15 protein-coding genes are annotated in these 15,587 nt (G+C 71.3%); 9 read left to right on the top strand and 6 right to left on the bottom strand.

All coding sequences use genetic code 11. The features are described from left to right. Positions 1-9: 9 nt before the first annotated feature. Positions 10-1,338 (top strand): nicotinate phosphoribosyltransferase, encoded by a 1,329-nt coding sequence (locus AC3RX1_RS05395; RefSeq protein ID WP_491500217.1) that lies wholly within the window; start codon positions 10-12, stop codon positions 1,336-1,338. Positions 1,339-1,341: 3 nt separating this feature from the next. Here the strand turns inward: AC3RX1_RS05395 and AC3RX1_RS05390 are convergent, their stop codons facing one another. From AC3RX1_RS05390 to AC3RX1_RS05380, 3 genes are read right to left on the bottom strand one after another with little or no spacing between them, the layout of a single operon-like run. Next, positions 1,342-1,608 carry a DUF3039 domain-containing protein gene (locus AC3RX1_RS05390; protein WP_491500216.1) on the bottom strand — a complete coding sequence of 89 codons (267 nt, stop codon included), beginning with the start codon at positions 1,606-1,608 and terminating at the stop codon, positions 1,342-1,344. Between the two features lie 41 nt (positions 1,609-1,649). Beyond that, positions 1,650-3,185 (bottom strand): hypothetical protein, encoded by a 1,536-nt coding sequence (locus AC3RX1_RS05385; protein ID WP_491500215.1) that lies wholly within the window; start codon positions 3,183-3,185, stop codon positions 1,650-1,652. A gap of 8 nt (positions 3,186-3,193) precedes the next feature. Then, positions 3,194-4,531: an ABC transporter ATP-binding protein gene (locus tag AC3RX1_RS05380; RefSeq protein ID WP_498239140.1), complete on the bottom strand. Its 1,338-nt coding sequence runs from the start codon at positions 4,529-4,531 to the stop codon at positions 3,194-3,196. 34 nt (positions 4,532-4,565) lie between these two features. On the opposite strand from AC3RX1_RS05380, the gene AC3RX1_RS05375 reads away from it, so the two are divergent. The 7 genes from AC3RX1_RS05375 (at position 4,566) to AC3RX1_RS05345 (ending at position 9,987) form a co-directional block, all read left to right on the top strand. Then, complete coding sequence (locus AC3RX1_RS05375) at positions 4,566-4,691, top strand: hypothetical protein (protein WP_498239138.1); 126 nt, start codon at positions 4,566-4,568, stop codon at positions 4,689-4,691. A gap of 403 nt (positions 4,692-5,094) precedes the next feature. After that, entirely contained in the window at positions 5,095-5,787 is a 693-nt protein-coding gene (locus AC3RX1_RS05370; RefSeq protein WP_491500213.1) for a phosphocholine cytidylyltransferase family protein, read from the top strand. Positions 5,788-5,825: 38 nt separating this feature from the next. Continuing rightward, complete coding sequence (locus AC3RX1_RS05365) at positions 5,826-6,791, top strand: hypothetical protein (RefSeq protein ID WP_491500212.1); 966 nt, start codon at positions 5,826-5,828, stop codon at positions 6,789-6,791. A 150-nt stretch (positions 6,792-6,941) separates the two neighbouring features. Next, on the top strand, positions 6,942-7,235 hold the full coding sequence (locus AC3RX1_RS05360) for a hypothetical protein (RefSeq protein ID WP_491500211.1): 294 nt from the start codon (positions 6,942-6,944) through the stop codon (positions 7,233-7,235). Positions 7,236-7,270: 35 nt separating this feature from the next. Further along, entirely contained in the window at positions 7,271-7,504 is a 234-nt protein-coding gene (locus tag AC3RX1_RS05355) for a hypothetical protein (protein ID WP_491500210.1), read from the top strand. A gap of 107 nt (positions 7,505-7,611) precedes the next feature. Further along, positions 7,612-8,868 carry a DUF4192 family protein gene (locus AC3RX1_RS05350; protein WP_491500209.1) on the top strand — a complete coding sequence of 419 codons (1,257 nt, stop codon included), beginning with the start codon at positions 7,612-7,614 and terminating at the stop codon, positions 8,866-8,868. 93 nt (positions 8,869-8,961) lie between these two features. Continuing rightward, positions 8,962-9,987, top strand: coding sequence for a glycosyltransferase family 2 protein (locus AC3RX1_RS05345; RefSeq protein WP_491500552.1), 1,026 nt, complete (start codon positions 8,962-8,964; stop codon positions 9,985-9,987). A 37-nt stretch (positions 9,988-10,024) separates the two neighbouring features. On the opposite strand, the gene AC3RX1_RS05340 is transcribed toward AC3RX1_RS05345, so the two are convergent. The 3 genes from AC3RX1_RS05340 to AC3RX1_RS05330 all read right to left on the bottom strand — a co-directional run bounded on the left by AC3RX1_RS05340 (position 10,025) and on the right by AC3RX1_RS05330 (position 14,289). Then, entirely contained in the window at positions 10,025-11,473 is a 1,449-nt protein-coding gene (locus AC3RX1_RS05340) for a CDP-glycerol glycerophosphotransferase family protein (protein ID WP_491500208.1), read from the bottom strand. Beyond that, the gene (locus AC3RX1_RS05335; RefSeq protein ID WP_491500207.1) at positions 11,470-12,732 is read right to left on the bottom strand and encodes a CDP-glycerol glycerophosphotransferase family protein; all 1,263 of its coding nucleotides are present in this window, start codon (positions 12,730-12,732) and stop codon (positions 11,470-11,472) included. The genes AC3RX1_RS05340 and AC3RX1_RS05335 overlap by 4 nt, the downstream gene beginning before the upstream one ends. A gap of 84 nt (positions 12,733-12,816) precedes the next feature. Then, positions 12,817-14,289 (bottom strand): S1C family serine protease, encoded by a 1,473-nt coding sequence (locus AC3RX1_RS05330; protein ID WP_491500206.1) that lies wholly within the window; start codon positions 14,287-14,289, stop codon positions 12,817-12,819. 55 nt (positions 14,290-14,344) lie between these two features. Between AC3RX1_RS05330 and AC3RX1_RS05325 the strand changes: the two genes are divergently transcribed. Then, positions 14,345-15,586 (top strand): aminotransferase class I/II-fold pyridoxal phosphate-dependent enzyme, encoded by a 1,242-nt coding sequence (locus AC3RX1_RS05325; RefSeq protein WP_491500205.1) that lies wholly within the window; start codon positions 14,345-14,347, stop codon positions 15,584-15,586. Position 15,587: the final 1 nt, after the last annotated feature.

Below are 15,587 nucleotides of genomic sequence, written 5' to 3'. Positions count from 1 at the left end.
CTGACGCCCATGAGCGCGCCCAGCACCGCCCTGTTCACCGACCGCTACGAGCTCACGATGCTCGATGCCGCACTGCGCGACGGCACCGCCGACCGCCGGTGCGTGTTCGAGCTGTTCACGCGGCGGCTGTCCGGCGCTCGCCGCTTCGGCGTGCTGGCGGGCACCGGGCGCCTCCTGGAGATGATCCGCGACTTCCGGTTCGGCGAGGACGAGCTGCGGTATCTGCGCGACGAGCGAGTGGTGGATGCGTCGACCCTCGCGTTCCTCGAGGACTATCGGTTCACCGGCTCGATCCGCGGCTACCGGGAGGGTGAGCTGTACTTCCCCGGATCGCCCGTGCTCACGATCGAGGGCACGTTCGCCGAGGCGGTGATCCTGGAGACGATCGCCCTCAGCGTGATGAACTACGACTCGGCGGTCGCCACGGCCGCGGCGCGGATGTCCATCGCCGCCGGCGACCGGCCGCTGGCCGAGATGGGCTCGCGCCGCGCCGGCGAGCATTCCGCGGTGGCCGCGGCCCGTGCCGCGTTCATCGCCGGCTTCGACGCCACGAGCAACCTCGAGGCGGGCCGGATGTGGGGCATCCCCACGATGGGCACCGCCGCGCACGCGTACACGCTCCTGCACGACACCGAGGAGCAGGCGTTCCGCTCCCAGATCGAGGCCCTCGGAGTGCAGACGACGCTGCTCGTCGACACGTACGACATCCCGACCGGCGTCGAGACGGCCGTCCGCGTCGCGGGAACCTCGCTGGGCGGCGTGCGCATCGACTCTGGCGATCTGCCGATCGTCGCGGCCGAGGTGCGGGCGCAGCTCGACGGGCTCGGCGCGACGGGCACCAAGATCACCGTCACGAGCGACCTCGACGAGTACGCCATCGCGACCCTCGCCGCCGCTCCCGTCGACGCGTACGGCGTCGGAACCTCCCTGGTGACCGGTTCGGGCACGCCGACGGCCGGGATGGTGTACAAGCTGGTGGCACGGCAGGCGGCCGACGGCTCGTGGGTCTCGGTGGCCAAGGCGTCCACCGACAAGTCGTCGAAGGGCGGCCGCAAGGCGGCCTTCCGCATGCTCGACTCCGGGACGGCCACGCAGGAGCTCATCGTCGTCTCCGACGGCTTCGAGGCGGTCGAGGACGCGAGCGAGCACCCGGACGCCCGGCCGCTCCAGGTCGCACTCGTCGAAGACGGCGAGATCGACGCATCCCATGAGGGTCCGGCCGGTGTCGCGGCCGCCCGCACCCACCATGCGCGGGTGCGCGAGGAACTGCCTGTCCGCGCTCTGGCGCTCAGCCGAGCCGACCCGGCGATCCCGACCGTCTACATGGACGCCGAGTGAGGCCTACTTCCGCAGCCCCTCGTAGATCTCCTTGCACGTCGGGCAGACCGGGAACTTCTCCGGGTCGCGACCGGGCGTCCACTTCTTGCCGCACAGCGCGCGCACCGGCTTTCCGGTGAGAGCCGACTCGAGGATCTTCTCCTTCTTCACGTAGTGCGAGAAGCGCTCGTGGTCGCCCGGCTCGATGTTCTCCTCGCGCAGCAGCTCTTCGAGCTCGCGGTCGAGGGTCGCTAAGCCGCCGGAGTCGGGGCTGTCGATCGGGGTACTCATGGTGGCCCAGTCTAACCGCGCACCGGTCCGCTGTCTCCGGTTCAGCCGGCCTCCGCGACTTCGAGCAGCCGAGGGCCTCGGCGGTCGAACACCGCCGCCCCGACGCCGATGCCGATCACCAGCACGAGCAGGCCGATCGCGAGTCCGCCCCACAGCGCGAGCTCCGCGTATCCGCCGCCGCGGGTGAGCGCGAGCCACCCCCACCACACCGCGGGGATCGACACGGCCACCGCCCCGACGAGCACGATGGCCTGCGAGGCGGCGGCAGCGGAGCCGGGGCGCTCCGGCTGCTGGAAGGGCCCGTCGCCGGGATGCGGCACGGGATACGGTGCCGCCACGGAGGCGATGCTCGACAGCCCGAGCCCGCCGAGGAACAGGCTCGCGCAGACCCCCGCCATGGCGGGAAGCAGCAGCCAGCGGCCGTGGAGCGCGATCGCGATCGGGATCGTGATGGCGAGCACCGTCACGCCGATGACGAGGATCGGGATGAGTCGGCCGACGCGGTCGTGCACGCCGCGCACGCCCGACGCGATGTGCATCCAGATGGCGGTGGAGTCGTAGGCGAGGTCGTTGTGCGGCAGCCAGCCGAGGAACAGCGCCATGAGGGGAACCGGAACCAGTACGACCGTCGGGAACGGCACGTCCACGATGAGCAGCGGGAGCATCACGATGAGCGCGGCGATCGGGATCACGATCAGGTTCACGAGGTGGCGCCGGTCGGTAAGCCAGTACAGCATGCTCCGCGCGGCGACGGCGCCGCCGGGAGTGCCGGGTGTGATGGCGAACCACCCGAGCCCGCCGCTGCCGCGCGCCACGGCGGGACGCGCGACGGTCCGAACGGCGTGGTGCACGAGCGCGTACCACGCGGCGGCGAGAGCGAGGATCGTGAGCACGGCGATGCCGAGGCTCAGCCCGGCGGCGGCCGGATCGTCGGCCCAGCGAGCGGCGACCGCCCAGGCGGCGCCGATGGGGGTGTCGCCGAGAACCTGCGCCGCCTGCGCGAGCTGCACGGGCACACGGCCGTGCCACTGGAGCGACGCGAGGAAGACGCCGGCCGGCACGACCACGACGAGGATCGCGAGCACGAACAGGCCGGTGAGCTCGCGGGATCGCCGCTCCTGCAGGAAGAGCGCGGCGAGGGCGCTGCAGACACGGGCGAGCAGCATGCACACCACGACCTGCAGCATTGCCGCGACCACCGCCGCCGCCCACGGGGCACCGTGCGCCTGCCACAGGATCGCCACGCAGACGGCGAGCGCCGTCACAGCGGCGATGGGGACGCTGACAAACCCGACCAGGGCGAGGGTCGCGGCGAGAGGCCGGGCGGGGATGCCGAGGACGGTGAAGCGCCGCGGATCGAGCGGGTCGACGGCGCCGGCGATCAACGGCGCAGCAGCGAATCCGAGTGTCAGGGCGCTGCCGCCGAGCACTGTGACGACCAGCGCCGCCTCGACCGACGACGAGCGCAGAGCCAGCAGTCCCACGCAGCCCGTCGCGGTCGCCGCTGCGACAACGAGCAGGCCGAGCACGAGTCGCACTGTCTGCCGTGGCTCGCCCCGCATCGGCGCGAACAGCATCGCGAGTCTCAGTCGGAGAACGTGTGCAACCACTCGAGGCCCTCCGCGTCGCCCATCCCGCCGGCCAGCTGAACGAAGCGCTCCTCGAGCGTGAGCTCGCCGCGCACCTCGTCGACGGGTCCTTCGGCGAGGAGGTGGCCGCCGACGATGACGGCGACACGCGAGCACACCCGTTCGACGAGCTCCATGCCGTGGCTCGACAGGATGACGGTGCCGCCGTGGTCGACGTAGGCACCGAGGATGTCGAGGATCACGGTGGACGACACCGGATCCACGGCCTCGAAGGGCTCGTCGAGAACGAGCACGCGTGGCGAGTGGATCATGGCGCCGGCGAGCATGACCTTCTTCGTCATGCCGGCGGAGTAGTCGGACACCGGGCGCGCGAGCGCATCGGCGAAGTCGAAGGCGCGGGCGAGGTCCGCCGTGCGAGTGTGGACGACGGCGGGATCGAGGCCGCGCAGAACCCCGAAGTAGTACAGCAGCTGTCGCCCGGTGAGCCGGTCGAAGGTGCGCAGCCGGTCAGGCAGCACGCCGAGGAGCCGCTTCGCTTCGCGGGGCTGGCGAGCCGCGTCGACTCCGGCCACCCGGACGGTTCCGTGGTCGGGTCGCAGGAGGCCCGCGATCATCGAGAGCGTCGTGGTCTTGCCCGCGCCGTTCGGTCCGACCAGACCGTAGAACGTTCCGGTCGGGACCTCGAGATCGATGCCGCCCACCGCGACGGTGCCGCCGAACGCCTTCGTGAGTCCATGCACCGCGAGCGCCGGGACGGATGCCGCGGCCTCCCCGGCAGCGGCGACCGCATCGGACGGAACCTGGGTCGGCTCGCTCTCTGCTACGACCGCCTGGGCGTCCGCGGTCTCGGCGGTCTCGGGCTGCGACTCGACGGCGGCTTGCACAGCCTCCGGCGACTGGACATCGGCTTCCGGCTCAGCCTCGACCACGGCTGCCTCCGGTGCTACCGCCTCGAGCTCTGCCGCCTCGGGCTCTGCCGCCTCGGGCTCGGGCTCTGCCACCGCGGGAGCCACACGCTCCGGATCCGGCGCTGCCACATCGAGCTGCGGCTCCGGCTCGACCATCTCCGGCTCGTTCTCCTTCGCCTCAGCCCCGACCACCGTCGCATCAACCCCGACCACGATCGCGTCAGCCTCGGCCGCCTTCGCCTCGGTCCGCTGCGGCTCGGCGTCGACGTGCGACGCATCCCCGACCGCCCCCCTCACCGCCGCGATATCCGCCGCAGCCGGCGCCGGCGGAGCACCTTCCGCATCCGGCGCCTGACGCTGTGCATCGCCCTCGGGCGTCGCCCCCGGCAGCGGCGGCTTCGGAGGCACGACGACGCCGGGATCCATGGGCTTCGGGGGCACTGCATCGGGCAGTGGGACCGTGCGCGGCTTCGCCGGGCGCGGCTTCGCGGTCGGCGGCTTCTTCGGGCCGGCGGCCTTCTTCTTCGCGGCCGTCTTCGCCGAACCGGACTTCGGCGCCGCGGGCCTCGCCGCCGGCGGCTTGTGAACCGGGGGTTTCGGAACGGGCGGGGTCGACGCATCCTGGCCGGCGCGCGTCGTTCCGCCTTCGTCACCGACGGGTTTCAGGACGCGGACCTTGTCGCGCGGCCGCGGCTGCGCCGGGCGCGGACGCGGCGCCTTCGCCGGCCGGGCCGCGTCGCTCTCGCCCGACGGGGAGTCGTCGCGAGGGTCCTGTGGCACAGGCAGGGAGGCTGTCACCGATCCAAGGTATCAAGCCCCCCTGGCACAACGCCGATCCTGTGAGCTACCCGTGTCATTCATCACGAAAGCGCAACGTCCCGACGCCTCCTGGCGGGTGTTCAGGGCCGTTCGCTACCATGGCACCAGCACGAAGGGGTGTCACGCCGGTCTGCGCCGGCATCCCTGACACACACCTCCAGGAGCTGATTGTGACTCTTCAGACCGTCATCCTCGCGGCCGGCATGGGCTCGCGCCTCGGCCGCAGTCTCCCCAAGTCGCTCACTCGTCTGGCTGACGGCCGCTCGATCATGGGCCAGCAGCACGACAACATCCGCGCGGCCTTCGGCCGCGACGCACGCATCACGACGGTTGTCGGGTACCGCGCCGAGACGATCGTCGAGGCCTTCCCTGACGCCGATTACGTCTACAACGACCGGTACGACCAGACGAACACATCGAAGAGCCTGCTGCGCGCGCTGGGCGCCACCGGCCGCGCGGGCGTGCTCTGGATGAACGGCGACGTCGTGTTCGACCCCCGCATCCTCGGCCGCGCGATTCCGCTGATCGAGCGCGATCAGTCCTTCGTGACCGTCAACACGGCGAAGGTCAGCGACGAAGAGGTGAAGTACACGGTGACCGCGGACGGCTTCATCAAGGAGCTGTCGAAGACCGTGGTCGGTGGCATCGGCGAGGCGGTCGGGATCAACTACATCTCCAGCGCCGACAAGAAGGCGTTCATGCGTCAGCTCAGTCGGGTCGACGACCAGGACTACTTCGAGCGCGGACTGGAGCTCGCGATCGCCGAAGACGGTGTGCGGCTGCAGCCCATGGACATCTCCGACCTGTACGCGGTCGAGGTCGACTTCGCCGAAGACCTCGAACGCGCGAACCTGTACGTCTGATCGCCTCGCCGCCATGGCCGCCGCTTAGGATCGTCGGCATGGTCAGGAAGGTGCACCGCATCGACTCGATGCCGGAGGGATCGCCGTGGGCGGGCGGTATGCCGCCAGAGGGCTCGCCGGACCATCCCCGGCTGATCCGCGCACTCGACCGGGTGCTCGCGGTCCAGCGTCCCGCCGTGATCGCGCATCTGCGCAGCATCCGGCTGCGCCATCCGGAGGCGTCACCCGCAGACATCGTGCGAATCCTCGAGCGCCGCTACCTCGCTGCGGTGGCGACCGGCGGCGCCGCCGTCGGGGCGACCGCCGTGATCCCCGGTGTGACGACCGGCATCACGCTCGCCCTCAGCGGCGTCGAGACGGTCGGGTTCGTCGATGCGACGGCACTGTTCGCGCAGTCGCTCGCCGAAGTGCACGGCATCCGGGTGGAGAACCCTGATCGCGCACGCGCGCTCGTGCTGACCCTGATGCTCGGCAAAGAGGGCGTGGACCTGGTCGCCCAGCTCACCCGCCAGGCCACCGGGCGCGGTCCGAGCCGCAGCACCTACTGGGGTGAGCTGATCACCACGTCGCTCCCCCGCGCCGCAGTCGGCCCACTCGTGGATCGACTGAAGTCGGCGTTCATCCATCGTTTCGCCACTGCGGCCGGCGCGTCATGGGTCGGCAAGGCGCTGCCGTTCGGCGTCGGCGCCGCCGTGGGCGGAGTGGGCAATGGGATCCTCGGCCGCCGCGTCGTCGTCGGGGCGCGCCGCGCCTTCGGCATCCCGCCCGCCCGCGTTCCCGACGAGATCGAACCCCGACCCGGCGCGACCCGGGTGGAGCACTCCCTCGGCCGCGGCCTGCGGCGGGCGGGACACGCCGTCGGCGGAGCCACGGCCCGCGCGGGAAGCGCGGTCGGCGGGGCGACGGCCCGCGCGGGAAACGCGGTCGGCGCCGTCACGGGGCGTGTTCGCGGGCGACGTTCCATCACCGACGGAGAGAGCCCGCCCTCGCCGCACGGCTCGTAGGCGGTCTCACTCCCCCGGCACGAGCCACCGTCGACGAACGCACCCCGGCGTCCCTCCCCAGGAAAAGCGGTCGACGCGTTGTCCACAGGCACACGCTCGGCGTGGCCCGCGACGTCCGTGCGCGTCGGCGCTCCCGCCTACCGTCGCGGCATGCGCGATCCCCTCGACAGCAGCCGGTCGGCGCGGGCGGTGCCCTGGAGCATCCACCGCCTGTACGACTCCCACTCCCTCGTGACGAACGCCGGGGCGGCACCGCTCGATTTCGTGCGGGCGTTCGTCGATCACCGCGGCAATCCCACCGGAACGCATGAGTGGGGGCAGATGCTCCCCGGCGACACGGCCGAACTCTGCCTGTGCGGTCACGAGCCCGGCGAGATCGTCGTCACCCTCGTATGGTTCCGACCCGACGACGGCCGGGAATTCCTGTGGAGATACGCCCAGTGAGGCCGTGAAGCGCGACCGCGGGCGACAATGGCTGCATGGGACTTTTCGCGTCACGACCGGAAGAGCCGTTCCAATGGGCTGGGATCCCCTCTGACCCGCTCGCACCGCGAAGCGACGCCGAGCTGCTCGAGACGCCGCCGACCGACCCCTTCGCCATCTCGACCGGCGGCGCGATCTCGTCGATCACGATCGCCGTGGATGTCCCCTCCGGCGATCTCGGTGCCGGTCGCGGCGAGGACGAGCAGGCTGAGGACGCCGTCGGAGACTGATCCGCCGGCTCCTCCACAGATCGCGGTGACGCGCACGGACCGGCCCGGTTGTCCACCGATCACCGTTGTGCCCCTCGGGGGCGCCGCGGGGCGGCCACGCTGAGGGAATGAGCAGCAGCCCCACGATCCTGAAATCGTCCACCACCGCCGACTTCCTCGCGAGCCTGCCGACGCTCGCCGGCCGCACCCTTCAGGAGAGCATCGTCGTCGTGCCCTTCGCCGGCAGGCGCACCACCGGCCTCATGCGGCTCGACCTGCCGCCCGGCGACGAGCCAGGCGAGGCGGCACGCCTCGCCTCCGTCGCGGTCGGTGCGCTGAGCCGGATGGATGCGTGTGACGGCGTCGTCTTCGCCGTCTACACGGATGCGACATTCCCCGTGGCGTTCGCCCGGTGGGAGCCGCTCATCCGGTGCCTCGACGAACGGTTCGCCGGCGCCGGATTCGCGGTCAAGGACGCGCTCTGCGCGAGCGCGGACGGCTACGCGAGCTGGTATGAGGCCGACCCTCCGCTCGAGGGTCATCCCCTGAGCGATATCGAGTCGAGCCCGCTCACGGCTCAGGCCGAGAGCGTGCGGGGCCATCGCCCCCTTGCCGCGCCCGCCGACGAAGGCGATCTCCCGCCCGCCGATCCGCAGTTCGCCCGGGTGCTGACCGACGCGGTCGACGCGCTGTGCGCGGGCGCGGAGGCCGACGCGTTCGGCCTCTACCGTCCAGTCGACGTGCCTGACGGTGTCGAGCTCATCGAGCAGGTCCTCGACCACGACGCCGCCGCCGTGCCGATTCCGCTGCTCGCCCGGCTCGCCTTCCTCAGCATGTTTCCGGCCCGGCGAGACGAGATGATGCTCCAGATCGCGTTCGGCAGGGCCGTGGGCGAACGCGCCCGAGCCTCCTCGGACCGCTGGCATGCACGACAACGGCAGACCGGGATGTCGATGGACGAGGTGATCGCTCAGGCGAGAGCCGAGGACGACCCGGCACTGGACGATGAGCTCGGCCTGCTGATGATCGGCGACAGCACCCGTCCCCTGAAGGCACGTCGCACGCGCACGGGCATCGCCGTACTTCGCCGTCTCATTGCGCATCTCGACCCGGATCAGACGCCCGACCTCCTCTGCATGCTCGCGTGGCTGCACTGGTCGATCGGCGCGGGCACCGCGGCCGCGATGCAGGCACAGCGCGCTCTGCGGATCGCTCCCGACCATACGATGTCCCGCACCATGCTGACGCTGTTCGGCACCGGCAAGATCCCCGAGTGGGTCTATGCGCGCCACAGCGGCGTCCAGGAGCGTCCGCATGCCACCGGCCGGCGGTGCACCGGAAAGAAGAAGAGGAGGAAGGCCGACGACGGTGCGAGGCGTCGCTGAGCGGCGACGTGGCATGATCGATTGGTGCCAGACGACCCGCGACGACATCGGGATGCCCCCGTCCCGCCCGCCGACGCGGGAGTCTCGTTCGTGATGCCGGTGCTCAATGAGGCGGCGTACCTCGAGCGCGCCGTGCAGACGGTGCTCGCCCAGGACACGCATGGGCCGGCGGAGCTCGTGCTGGCCCTCGGCCCCTCCACCGACGGCACGACCGAGATCGCTCAGCGGCTCGCCTCCGCCGACCGCCGCATCACACTGGTCGACAACCCCGGTGCCGATATCCCCAAGGGGCTGAACCTCGCGATCGGCGCGAGCGCGCATCCGACCATCGTGCGCGTGGACGCGCACTCCGAACTCGCGGCCGGCTACACCGTGGACGCCCTCGCCACGCTCGCGAGGACCCGGGCGGCGAATGTCGGCGGCGTCATGCGCGCCGACGGTCGCACCCCGTTCCAGCGCGCCGTGGCTCGCGCCTACAACTCCCCGATCGGTCTCGGCGGAGCCGCCTACCACGGCGGCGGAGAAGAGGGCCCGGCCGAGTCGGCGTACCTGGGCGTGATGCGCCGCGCAGTGCTCGATGAGGTCGGCGGCTTCGACGAGTCGATCCGCCGCGGCGAGGACTGGGAGCTGAATCTGCGCATCCGGCGGGCGGGCTATGAGGTCTGGTTCGATCCGGCGCTCGCCGTGACGTACTGGCCCCGCGAGAGCTGGGTGCGTCTTGCTCGGCAGTTCCGTGCGACCGGCGCCTGGCGCGGCGAGCTCGTCCGCCGCTTCGGTCGGCGCAATCCGCTGCGGTTCTTCGCACCCCCGGCCCTCGTCGTCGTCGCGGTGCTCGCGGCGGTCGTCGGGATCCTCCAGCTGACCCGCGTCCTGCACGGATGGCCGGCGCTCCTCGCCTGCGTCGTCTACGTGCCGATCGCCGCCTACGTCGTCCTGATCGGCGCGGTGGCGGCAGGATCAGGGGGCGGTACGGGATGGCGCGACAAGCTGTGGACGCTGGCGGTGCTGCCGACGATGCACGTGTCGTGGGGAGCCGGATTCCTCACCGGCGTGGTCTCCGGCGCGTCGGGCACGATCGACACGTCGCGGCTCGGTTCGCGCAACACTCCCCTGCCGTAGGGATGCTCCCGGCCGTGCGATACTCACCTGGGGAGCGTCAGCGCCGCACGAACCCCTGATCGAGGATGCGGGCGACCACGCGCTCGGAGGCATGGCCGTCGTCGCGCGGGTTGAACCGCTCCCGCCAGGCGGCGTACTGCTGCCCGTACTCCGCGGCGTCGTGCGAGCGGATGGCCGCGGTGAGCTCTTCCTGCCTGCCGACGACCGGACCGGGCGCGCGCGCAGCGAGGTCCAGGTAGAAGCCGCGCAGCTGCCCGCGGTAGTGCTCGATGTCGGGTACGTGGAAGAACATCGGCTTGCCGGTGGCGGAGAAGTCGAACATCACCGACGAATAGTCCGTGATGAGGGCATCGGCAGCGAGCATGAGCTGCGCGGTGTCGGGGTACGCCGTGACATCGATCACCCGCGCGCCCCCCGCGTCGCGGCCGGGCAGCAGGGTGCGCGAATGCCCGCGGACCAGCACGACGGCACCGGTCTCGTCGGCCAGGCGCTCGAGGTCGAGGAAGTCGACGATGTGCTCACGGTCGTCGCGCCACGTCGGCGCGTACAGCAGCACCGTGTCGGAGGGTGCGATGCCCAGCGCTTCCCGGACGGGGCCGGCGTCTCCGCCGACGAGCACATCGTTGCGGGGGTAGCCTTCCACCCAGATCGGGCGCCGGAACGCGTACGCGCCTCGGAGGATGCCGGCGGCCGCCGGGCTCTGCGCGAGGAGCACGTCCCAGCGGCGCGCCTCCCGGATCACCGCGAGCGCGCGGCGCGGCGCGAATCCGGGCCGGTGAAGCGCAAGCCGCTTCAGCGGTGTGCCGTGCCAGGTCTGCACCACCCGCTGGCCGGGCCGGCGCTCGAACCGCCGCCGCAGCCAGTCGTTCACCACGAGCAGGCGCGCGGCGCCCCGCGCCCGCCACCATTCCGGGCTCCCCTCGATGACGGCGATCGCCCCGTCAGGTACGGCGACGGACAGGTCGACGACGCTCCAGTACCGGGCGACGTCGGGTGCAAGCCTGGCCAGCTCCCGATCGATCGCGCGCGGGTTGTCGCTCGCGTTGCGACCGTAGAAGCTCTCGAAGAAGACCGCGTTCTCCAGTCGGTCGCTCGGCCGGTTCACGTAACGCCGCTCGAGCGCGGCCTGGCCCTCCCACGACGCATAGGCCGGATCCATCGGCGGCGCGATGTGCACAGTGCTTCGCTGCAGCCGCGCCCGCAGGCCCCCGAGAACCGCCTCGTCGACCTGGACATCGAGAACGATCGGCTCACCGTCGGCTCCGTCCAGCTGCACCTCGTAGTCGCCGCTCGGCAGCGGCAGCACAGGATCGCCCCACCGCGCCGCCTGCAACGGCAGCACCGCCTTCCATGTGCGTCCACGCCCCGTCATCCGCGCGCCGGTGCGCGCCCGCGCTCCGACGAGTTCCACGCGTGAGGGCCGCGCGCCCGTGCCAGTGAGGACGAGAGCCGGCATCGGTCGTGCCTCGAATCGGGCGTCGGTCATCGGGCTCCTCCCTGGGATGTGCGCAGACGCGTGTGGATGGCCTCGTGCACGCGCGCGGCGTTCCCTCCGTCGGCGTAGGAGTGCAGACGCGCACTGAGGGCGGTTGCACGCGCGACCCGCTCGCGGCGGACCTCCTTGTCGCCCAGGACGGCGTCGAGCTGCTCGATGGCTCCCGCCCAGTCCGCCGCCCAGTCGTCACCGGCCGCATCGGAATATGTCCCGTACATCCCGCGTCGGGCGACGTAGGCATCGAGATCGGGGGCGAACCAGATCGTGGGCACGGGCACCAGTGCGGCGTCGAACGCGATCGACGAGTAGTCGGTCACCAGGGCATCGAACGCCGGAAGCAGCGGCGTGATGTCGGCCACCGCATCGCTGCCGAGGAACCGCACGCGATCCGTGCCGCCCGGCTCGTACCGTCCGGCGCCGAGAGGATGAGAGCGGATGAGCAGAACCGCGTCATTGCGGCGAAGGGTCTCGTCGATGCGCGACCAATCGGCTGCGGTCGGGATCGCCGCGTCGTCTGCGCCGTCGCGCCAGGTGGGAGCATAGAGCACGAGCCGAGCGTCGCCCACCAAGCCCGCCGCGGACTCGACGGCATCGCGCCCAGCTGCGCGGCGCGTCGCAGGGTCTCCGCAAGACAGCACGTCCACCCGCGGCTCGCCGGTCACCGGAACCTGCCGGTCGCCGAGCGAGAAGGCCGACTCCAGTCGTCCCCGCACGACGTGCGATGCAGCGGGGATCACGTCGATGCGACGGGTCGCCGCGCGGTACATCCGGGCGATCAGTCCGCGCGCGAGTCGCTCCAGGCGCAGTCGGCGCAGCACGGTCGGCACACGCACGGTCTCCGGCGAGTCGATGCCGATCCGCTTCAGCGGAATGCCATGCCAGAGCTGCACGATGAAAGCCCCGCCCGTGGCGTAGCGGTTCACATCGCCGAAGCCGTGAGTCACGACGACGACCCGCGCTCGCGCCGTGCGCCAGAACCCGTGCAGCGAGTTCTTCCGCAGGGTCGGGATGCCGCGCGCCGCGGCATCCGTCTCCTCCCGCGTGGATTCGACCAGCCACACCATGCGGTGCCCGTGGCCGGCGGCCTCCTTCCAGAGCGCGAGCGCACCATCGCCGATTCCGGCCCCGCAGCCGAAGACCCATTCGCCCCCACGACGGGGGATCAGCAGCGTCGCGATGCGGCCGACAGCATAGAGCGGGAGTCGGAGGAGTTTCGCCGCGTTGCCCGCGCTGAACGAGAAGGACGCCACCCCGCGAGCCTATCCTCCGCTCGCAGGCGTAGCCTACGGCGATAGGCGGGGTGGCGTCCGTTCCCGGAGCGTGAGGTGGGACCGCTACTTCAAGGTGCCGAGCGTGACGTCCACGGTGTGGCTGCTGCCGTCGCGCACATAGGTCACCGTGGCCTTGCTTCCGGCGGCCGCCGCCCGCACCTGGGCGGTGAGATCGACGGCGCTGCCGACGGGCACGTCGTTGAAGGCGGTGACGATGTCGCCGGCGCGCAGCCCGGCTTCCGCAGCCCCGCCGCCCGAGGTCACCTCGGCGATGTAGGCGCCGGTGATCTTCGCGCCCTGAACGGATGCGGCGTCGCGCACGCTCGCGCCGAGCAGGCCGTGCGTGGCCTTGCCGTTCTTGACGATCTCGTCGGCCACACGGTGCGCCACATCCGATGGGATGGAGAAGCCCACGCCGATGGATCCGCTCTGGCTCGAGGACGACGAGGAGCCGGTCGAGGCGATCGCGACGTTGATGCCCACGAGCTTGCCTTCGGAGTCGACGAGCGCCCCGCCCGAGTTGCCCGGGTTGATCGGCGCGTCGGTCTGGATGACCGCGATCTTGATCGATTCGGTGGCCTGCTGGTTCTGCTGGCCCTGTCCGAAGTCGAAGAAGAACGGGCTGTCACCGTTCTGGCCGCCGTTCTGATCGCCGTTGCCGCCGCTGTCGCCGCCTTCCGGCGCCGCCGAGGAGGCGATCTCGATGGAGCGGTTCAGGGCGCTCACGATGCCGGTGGTGACGGTGTTCGAGAGCCCGAGAGGCGCGCCGATCGCGACGGTCTGGTCGCCCACGTTCAGCGAACCCGAGTCGCCCCAGGTGATGGGGGTCAGGTCGGACGCCCCCTCGAGCTTGATCACGGCGAGGTCGTACACCGGGTCGGTGCCGACGATCTTCGCGGAGTAGATGTGGCCGTCCGAGGTCGTCACGGAGATCGTCGGGTCGGCACTCTCGCCGTCGAGGGTCACGACGTGGGTGTTCGTGAGGATGTAGCCGTCCTTGCTCAGAACGACGCCCGACCCGGTGCCGCCGTTGTTGCCGGCGGCCACGTTGATCGTCACGACGCTCGGGACGACCTTCGCCGCGATGGCGGTCGTGGCATTGACGCTGTCGGTCTTGTTCACCGTCACGACGCTCGGTCCTGCCGCCGGCGACGCGTCGTTCGCGCTCCACAGGTTGTCACCGGCCCACGTGCCGCCGAGCCCCGCGGCACCCCCGACGAGGGCGGCCGCGACGAGCAGACCGGCGACCTTGCCGGCTCCCGACTTCTTCTTGGGCTCGGCGGTCGCGACCGGCTGATCGCCGAGCGGCAGCGTCGGGTAGGAGTGGGTGGCCTGGGCCTGGGGCAGACCGAAGCCCTGCCCGGGGTAGGCGCCGGCGGCCGCATGTGCGGGCTGCGTCGGCTTGGGGGGGACGGCGTTCGACGGCGGGGTCTGGGCGGCACCAGCGCTGGGCGCCGATGTCGGCGTCGAGGCAGCCGGGGGGACGGCGGGCTGGGCCGGAGTGTCGTCCGGACGGAAGTCCTTGTTGTCGCTCATGAGCGCTCCTTCGTGGTGATGGTGCCATCATCCCGGCCGTATCTGTGTGTTCGGTATGCCGACACTGCGACGAGACTATGCGGGTAGCGTGGGTCACGTGCAAGAGCCAGCAGGAGCATGGCGCCGGGCGGCTGCCGGCGCGGGACTGCTCGGTCCCGACGGCCGGAGCGCCCCGACCATCTTCGCCGAGATGAGCGCCCTCGCTGCGCGCACCGGTGCGATCAACCTCGGTCAGGGCTTTCCCGACGAGGACGGCCCCGACATCGTGCTCGAGACCGCGCGGGAGGCGATCGCGCGCGGCGCGAATCAGTATCCCCCGGGCCGCGGCATCCTGGATCTCCGCGAGGCGATCGTCGAGCATCAACATCGGTTCTATGGGATCGAGCTCGACCCGGAGCGGGAGGTCATCGTCACCGCCGGCGCGACGGAGGCGATCGCGGCCGCGCTCCTGGCGCTCGTGGACGGGTCCGACGACGAGGTTGTCGTCTTCGAGCCGTTCTACGACTCGTACGCCGCGTGCGTGGCGCTGAGCGGGGCGCGGCTGGTTCCCGTGCCGCTGCGCCGCCCCGACTTCCAGCCCGACCTCGACGCGCTGCGGGCGGCGGTGACCGACCGCACGCGTCTCATCCTGGTGAACGATCCGCACAACCCGACGGGAGCAGTGTTCGCGCCGGAGGTGCGGCAGGAGATCGTGCGCCTTGCCGACCGGCACGACGCGATCATCGTGACGGACGAGGTGTACGAGCACCTCGTCTTCGACGGGCCGCATGCGCCCATCGCGACGATGCCGGGGGCCGACGAGCGTACGCTGACGATCTCGTCGGGCGGCAAGACGTTCTCCACGACGGGCTGGAAGATCGGCTGGATCTCCGGCCCTGCCGATCTCGTGGATGCGGTGCTCGCCGTCAAGCAGTTCCTCACCTACGTCAACGGCTCGCCGTTCCAGCCGGCGATCGCCGCGGGTCTGCGGCTGCCAGATGAGTTCTTCACGGACATCGCGACGCAGCTGCAGCGCAAGTGCGAGCTGCTGGCCGAGGGGCTCGTGAACGCGGGGTTCACCGTCTTCCGCCCCGCCGGCACATACTTCACGGTCGCCGACGCCGCCCCGCTGGGAGCAACGGATGCCGCGGCGTTCTGCCGCGCCCTGCCCGAGCGGACGGGCGTCGTCGCCATCCCGCTGACCGCTTTCACCACGCCGACGCACCGCGATGACTACGCGACGCTCGTCCGGTTCGCGGCCTGCAAGCGGGTCGGGGTGATCGAGCAGGCCGCGGCCCGGCTCGGTCGTCTGGCGTGAA

This window comes from Microbacterium altimontanum, assembly GCF_058349865.2.
This window is presented reverse-complemented; position numbering and strand designations above follow the sequence as displayed.

Bases quoted from the DNA above. Each gene is read 5' to 3' on its own strand.
- AC3RX1_RS05395 (WP_491500217.1), top strand. From the start codon at position 10: ATGAGCGCGCCCAGCACCGCCCTGTTCACCGACCGCTACGAGCTCACG.
- AC3RX1_RS05390 (WP_491500216.1), bottom strand. From the start codon at position 1,608: ATGAGTACCCCGATCGACAGCCCCGACTCCGGCGGCTTAGCGACCCTC.
- AC3RX1_RS05385 (WP_491500215.1), bottom strand. From the start codon at position 3,185: ATGCTGTTCGCGCCGATGCGGGGCGAGCCACGGCAGACAGTGCGACTC.
- AC3RX1_RS05380 (WP_498239140.1), bottom strand. From the start codon at position 4,531: ATGGATCCCGGCGTCGTCGTGCCTCCGAAGCCGCCGCTGCCGGGGGCG.
- AC3RX1_RS05365 (WP_491500212.1), top strand. From the start codon at position 5,826: ATGGTCAGGAAGGTGCACCGCATCGACTCGATGCCGGAGGGATCGCCG.
- AC3RX1_RS05360 (WP_491500211.1), top strand. From the start codon at position 6,942: ATGCGCGATCCCCTCGACAGCAGCCGGTCGGCGCGGGCGGTGCCCTGG.
- AC3RX1_RS05355 (WP_491500210.1), top strand. From the start codon at position 7,271: ATGGGACTTTTCGCGTCACGACCGGAAGAGCCGTTCCAATGGGCTGGG.
- AC3RX1_RS05350 (WP_491500209.1), top strand. From the start codon at position 7,612: ATGAGCAGCAGCCCCACGATCCTGAAATCGTCCACCACCGCCGACTTC.
- AC3RX1_RS05345 (WP_491500552.1), top strand. From the start codon at position 8,962: ATGCCGGTGCTCAATGAGGCGGCGTACCTCGAGCGCGCCGTGCAGACG.
- AC3RX1_RS05340 (WP_491500208.1), bottom strand. From the start codon at position 11,473: ATGACCGACGCCCGATTCGAGGCACGACCGATGCCGGCTCTCGTCCTC.
- AC3RX1_RS05330 (WP_491500206.1), bottom strand. From the start codon at position 14,289: ATGAGCGACAACAAGGACTTCCGTCCGGACGACACTCCGGCCCAGCCC.
- AC3RX1_RS05325 (WP_491500205.1), top strand. From the start codon at position 14,345: ATGCCGACACTGCGACGAGACTATGCGGGTAGCGTGGGTCACGTGCAA.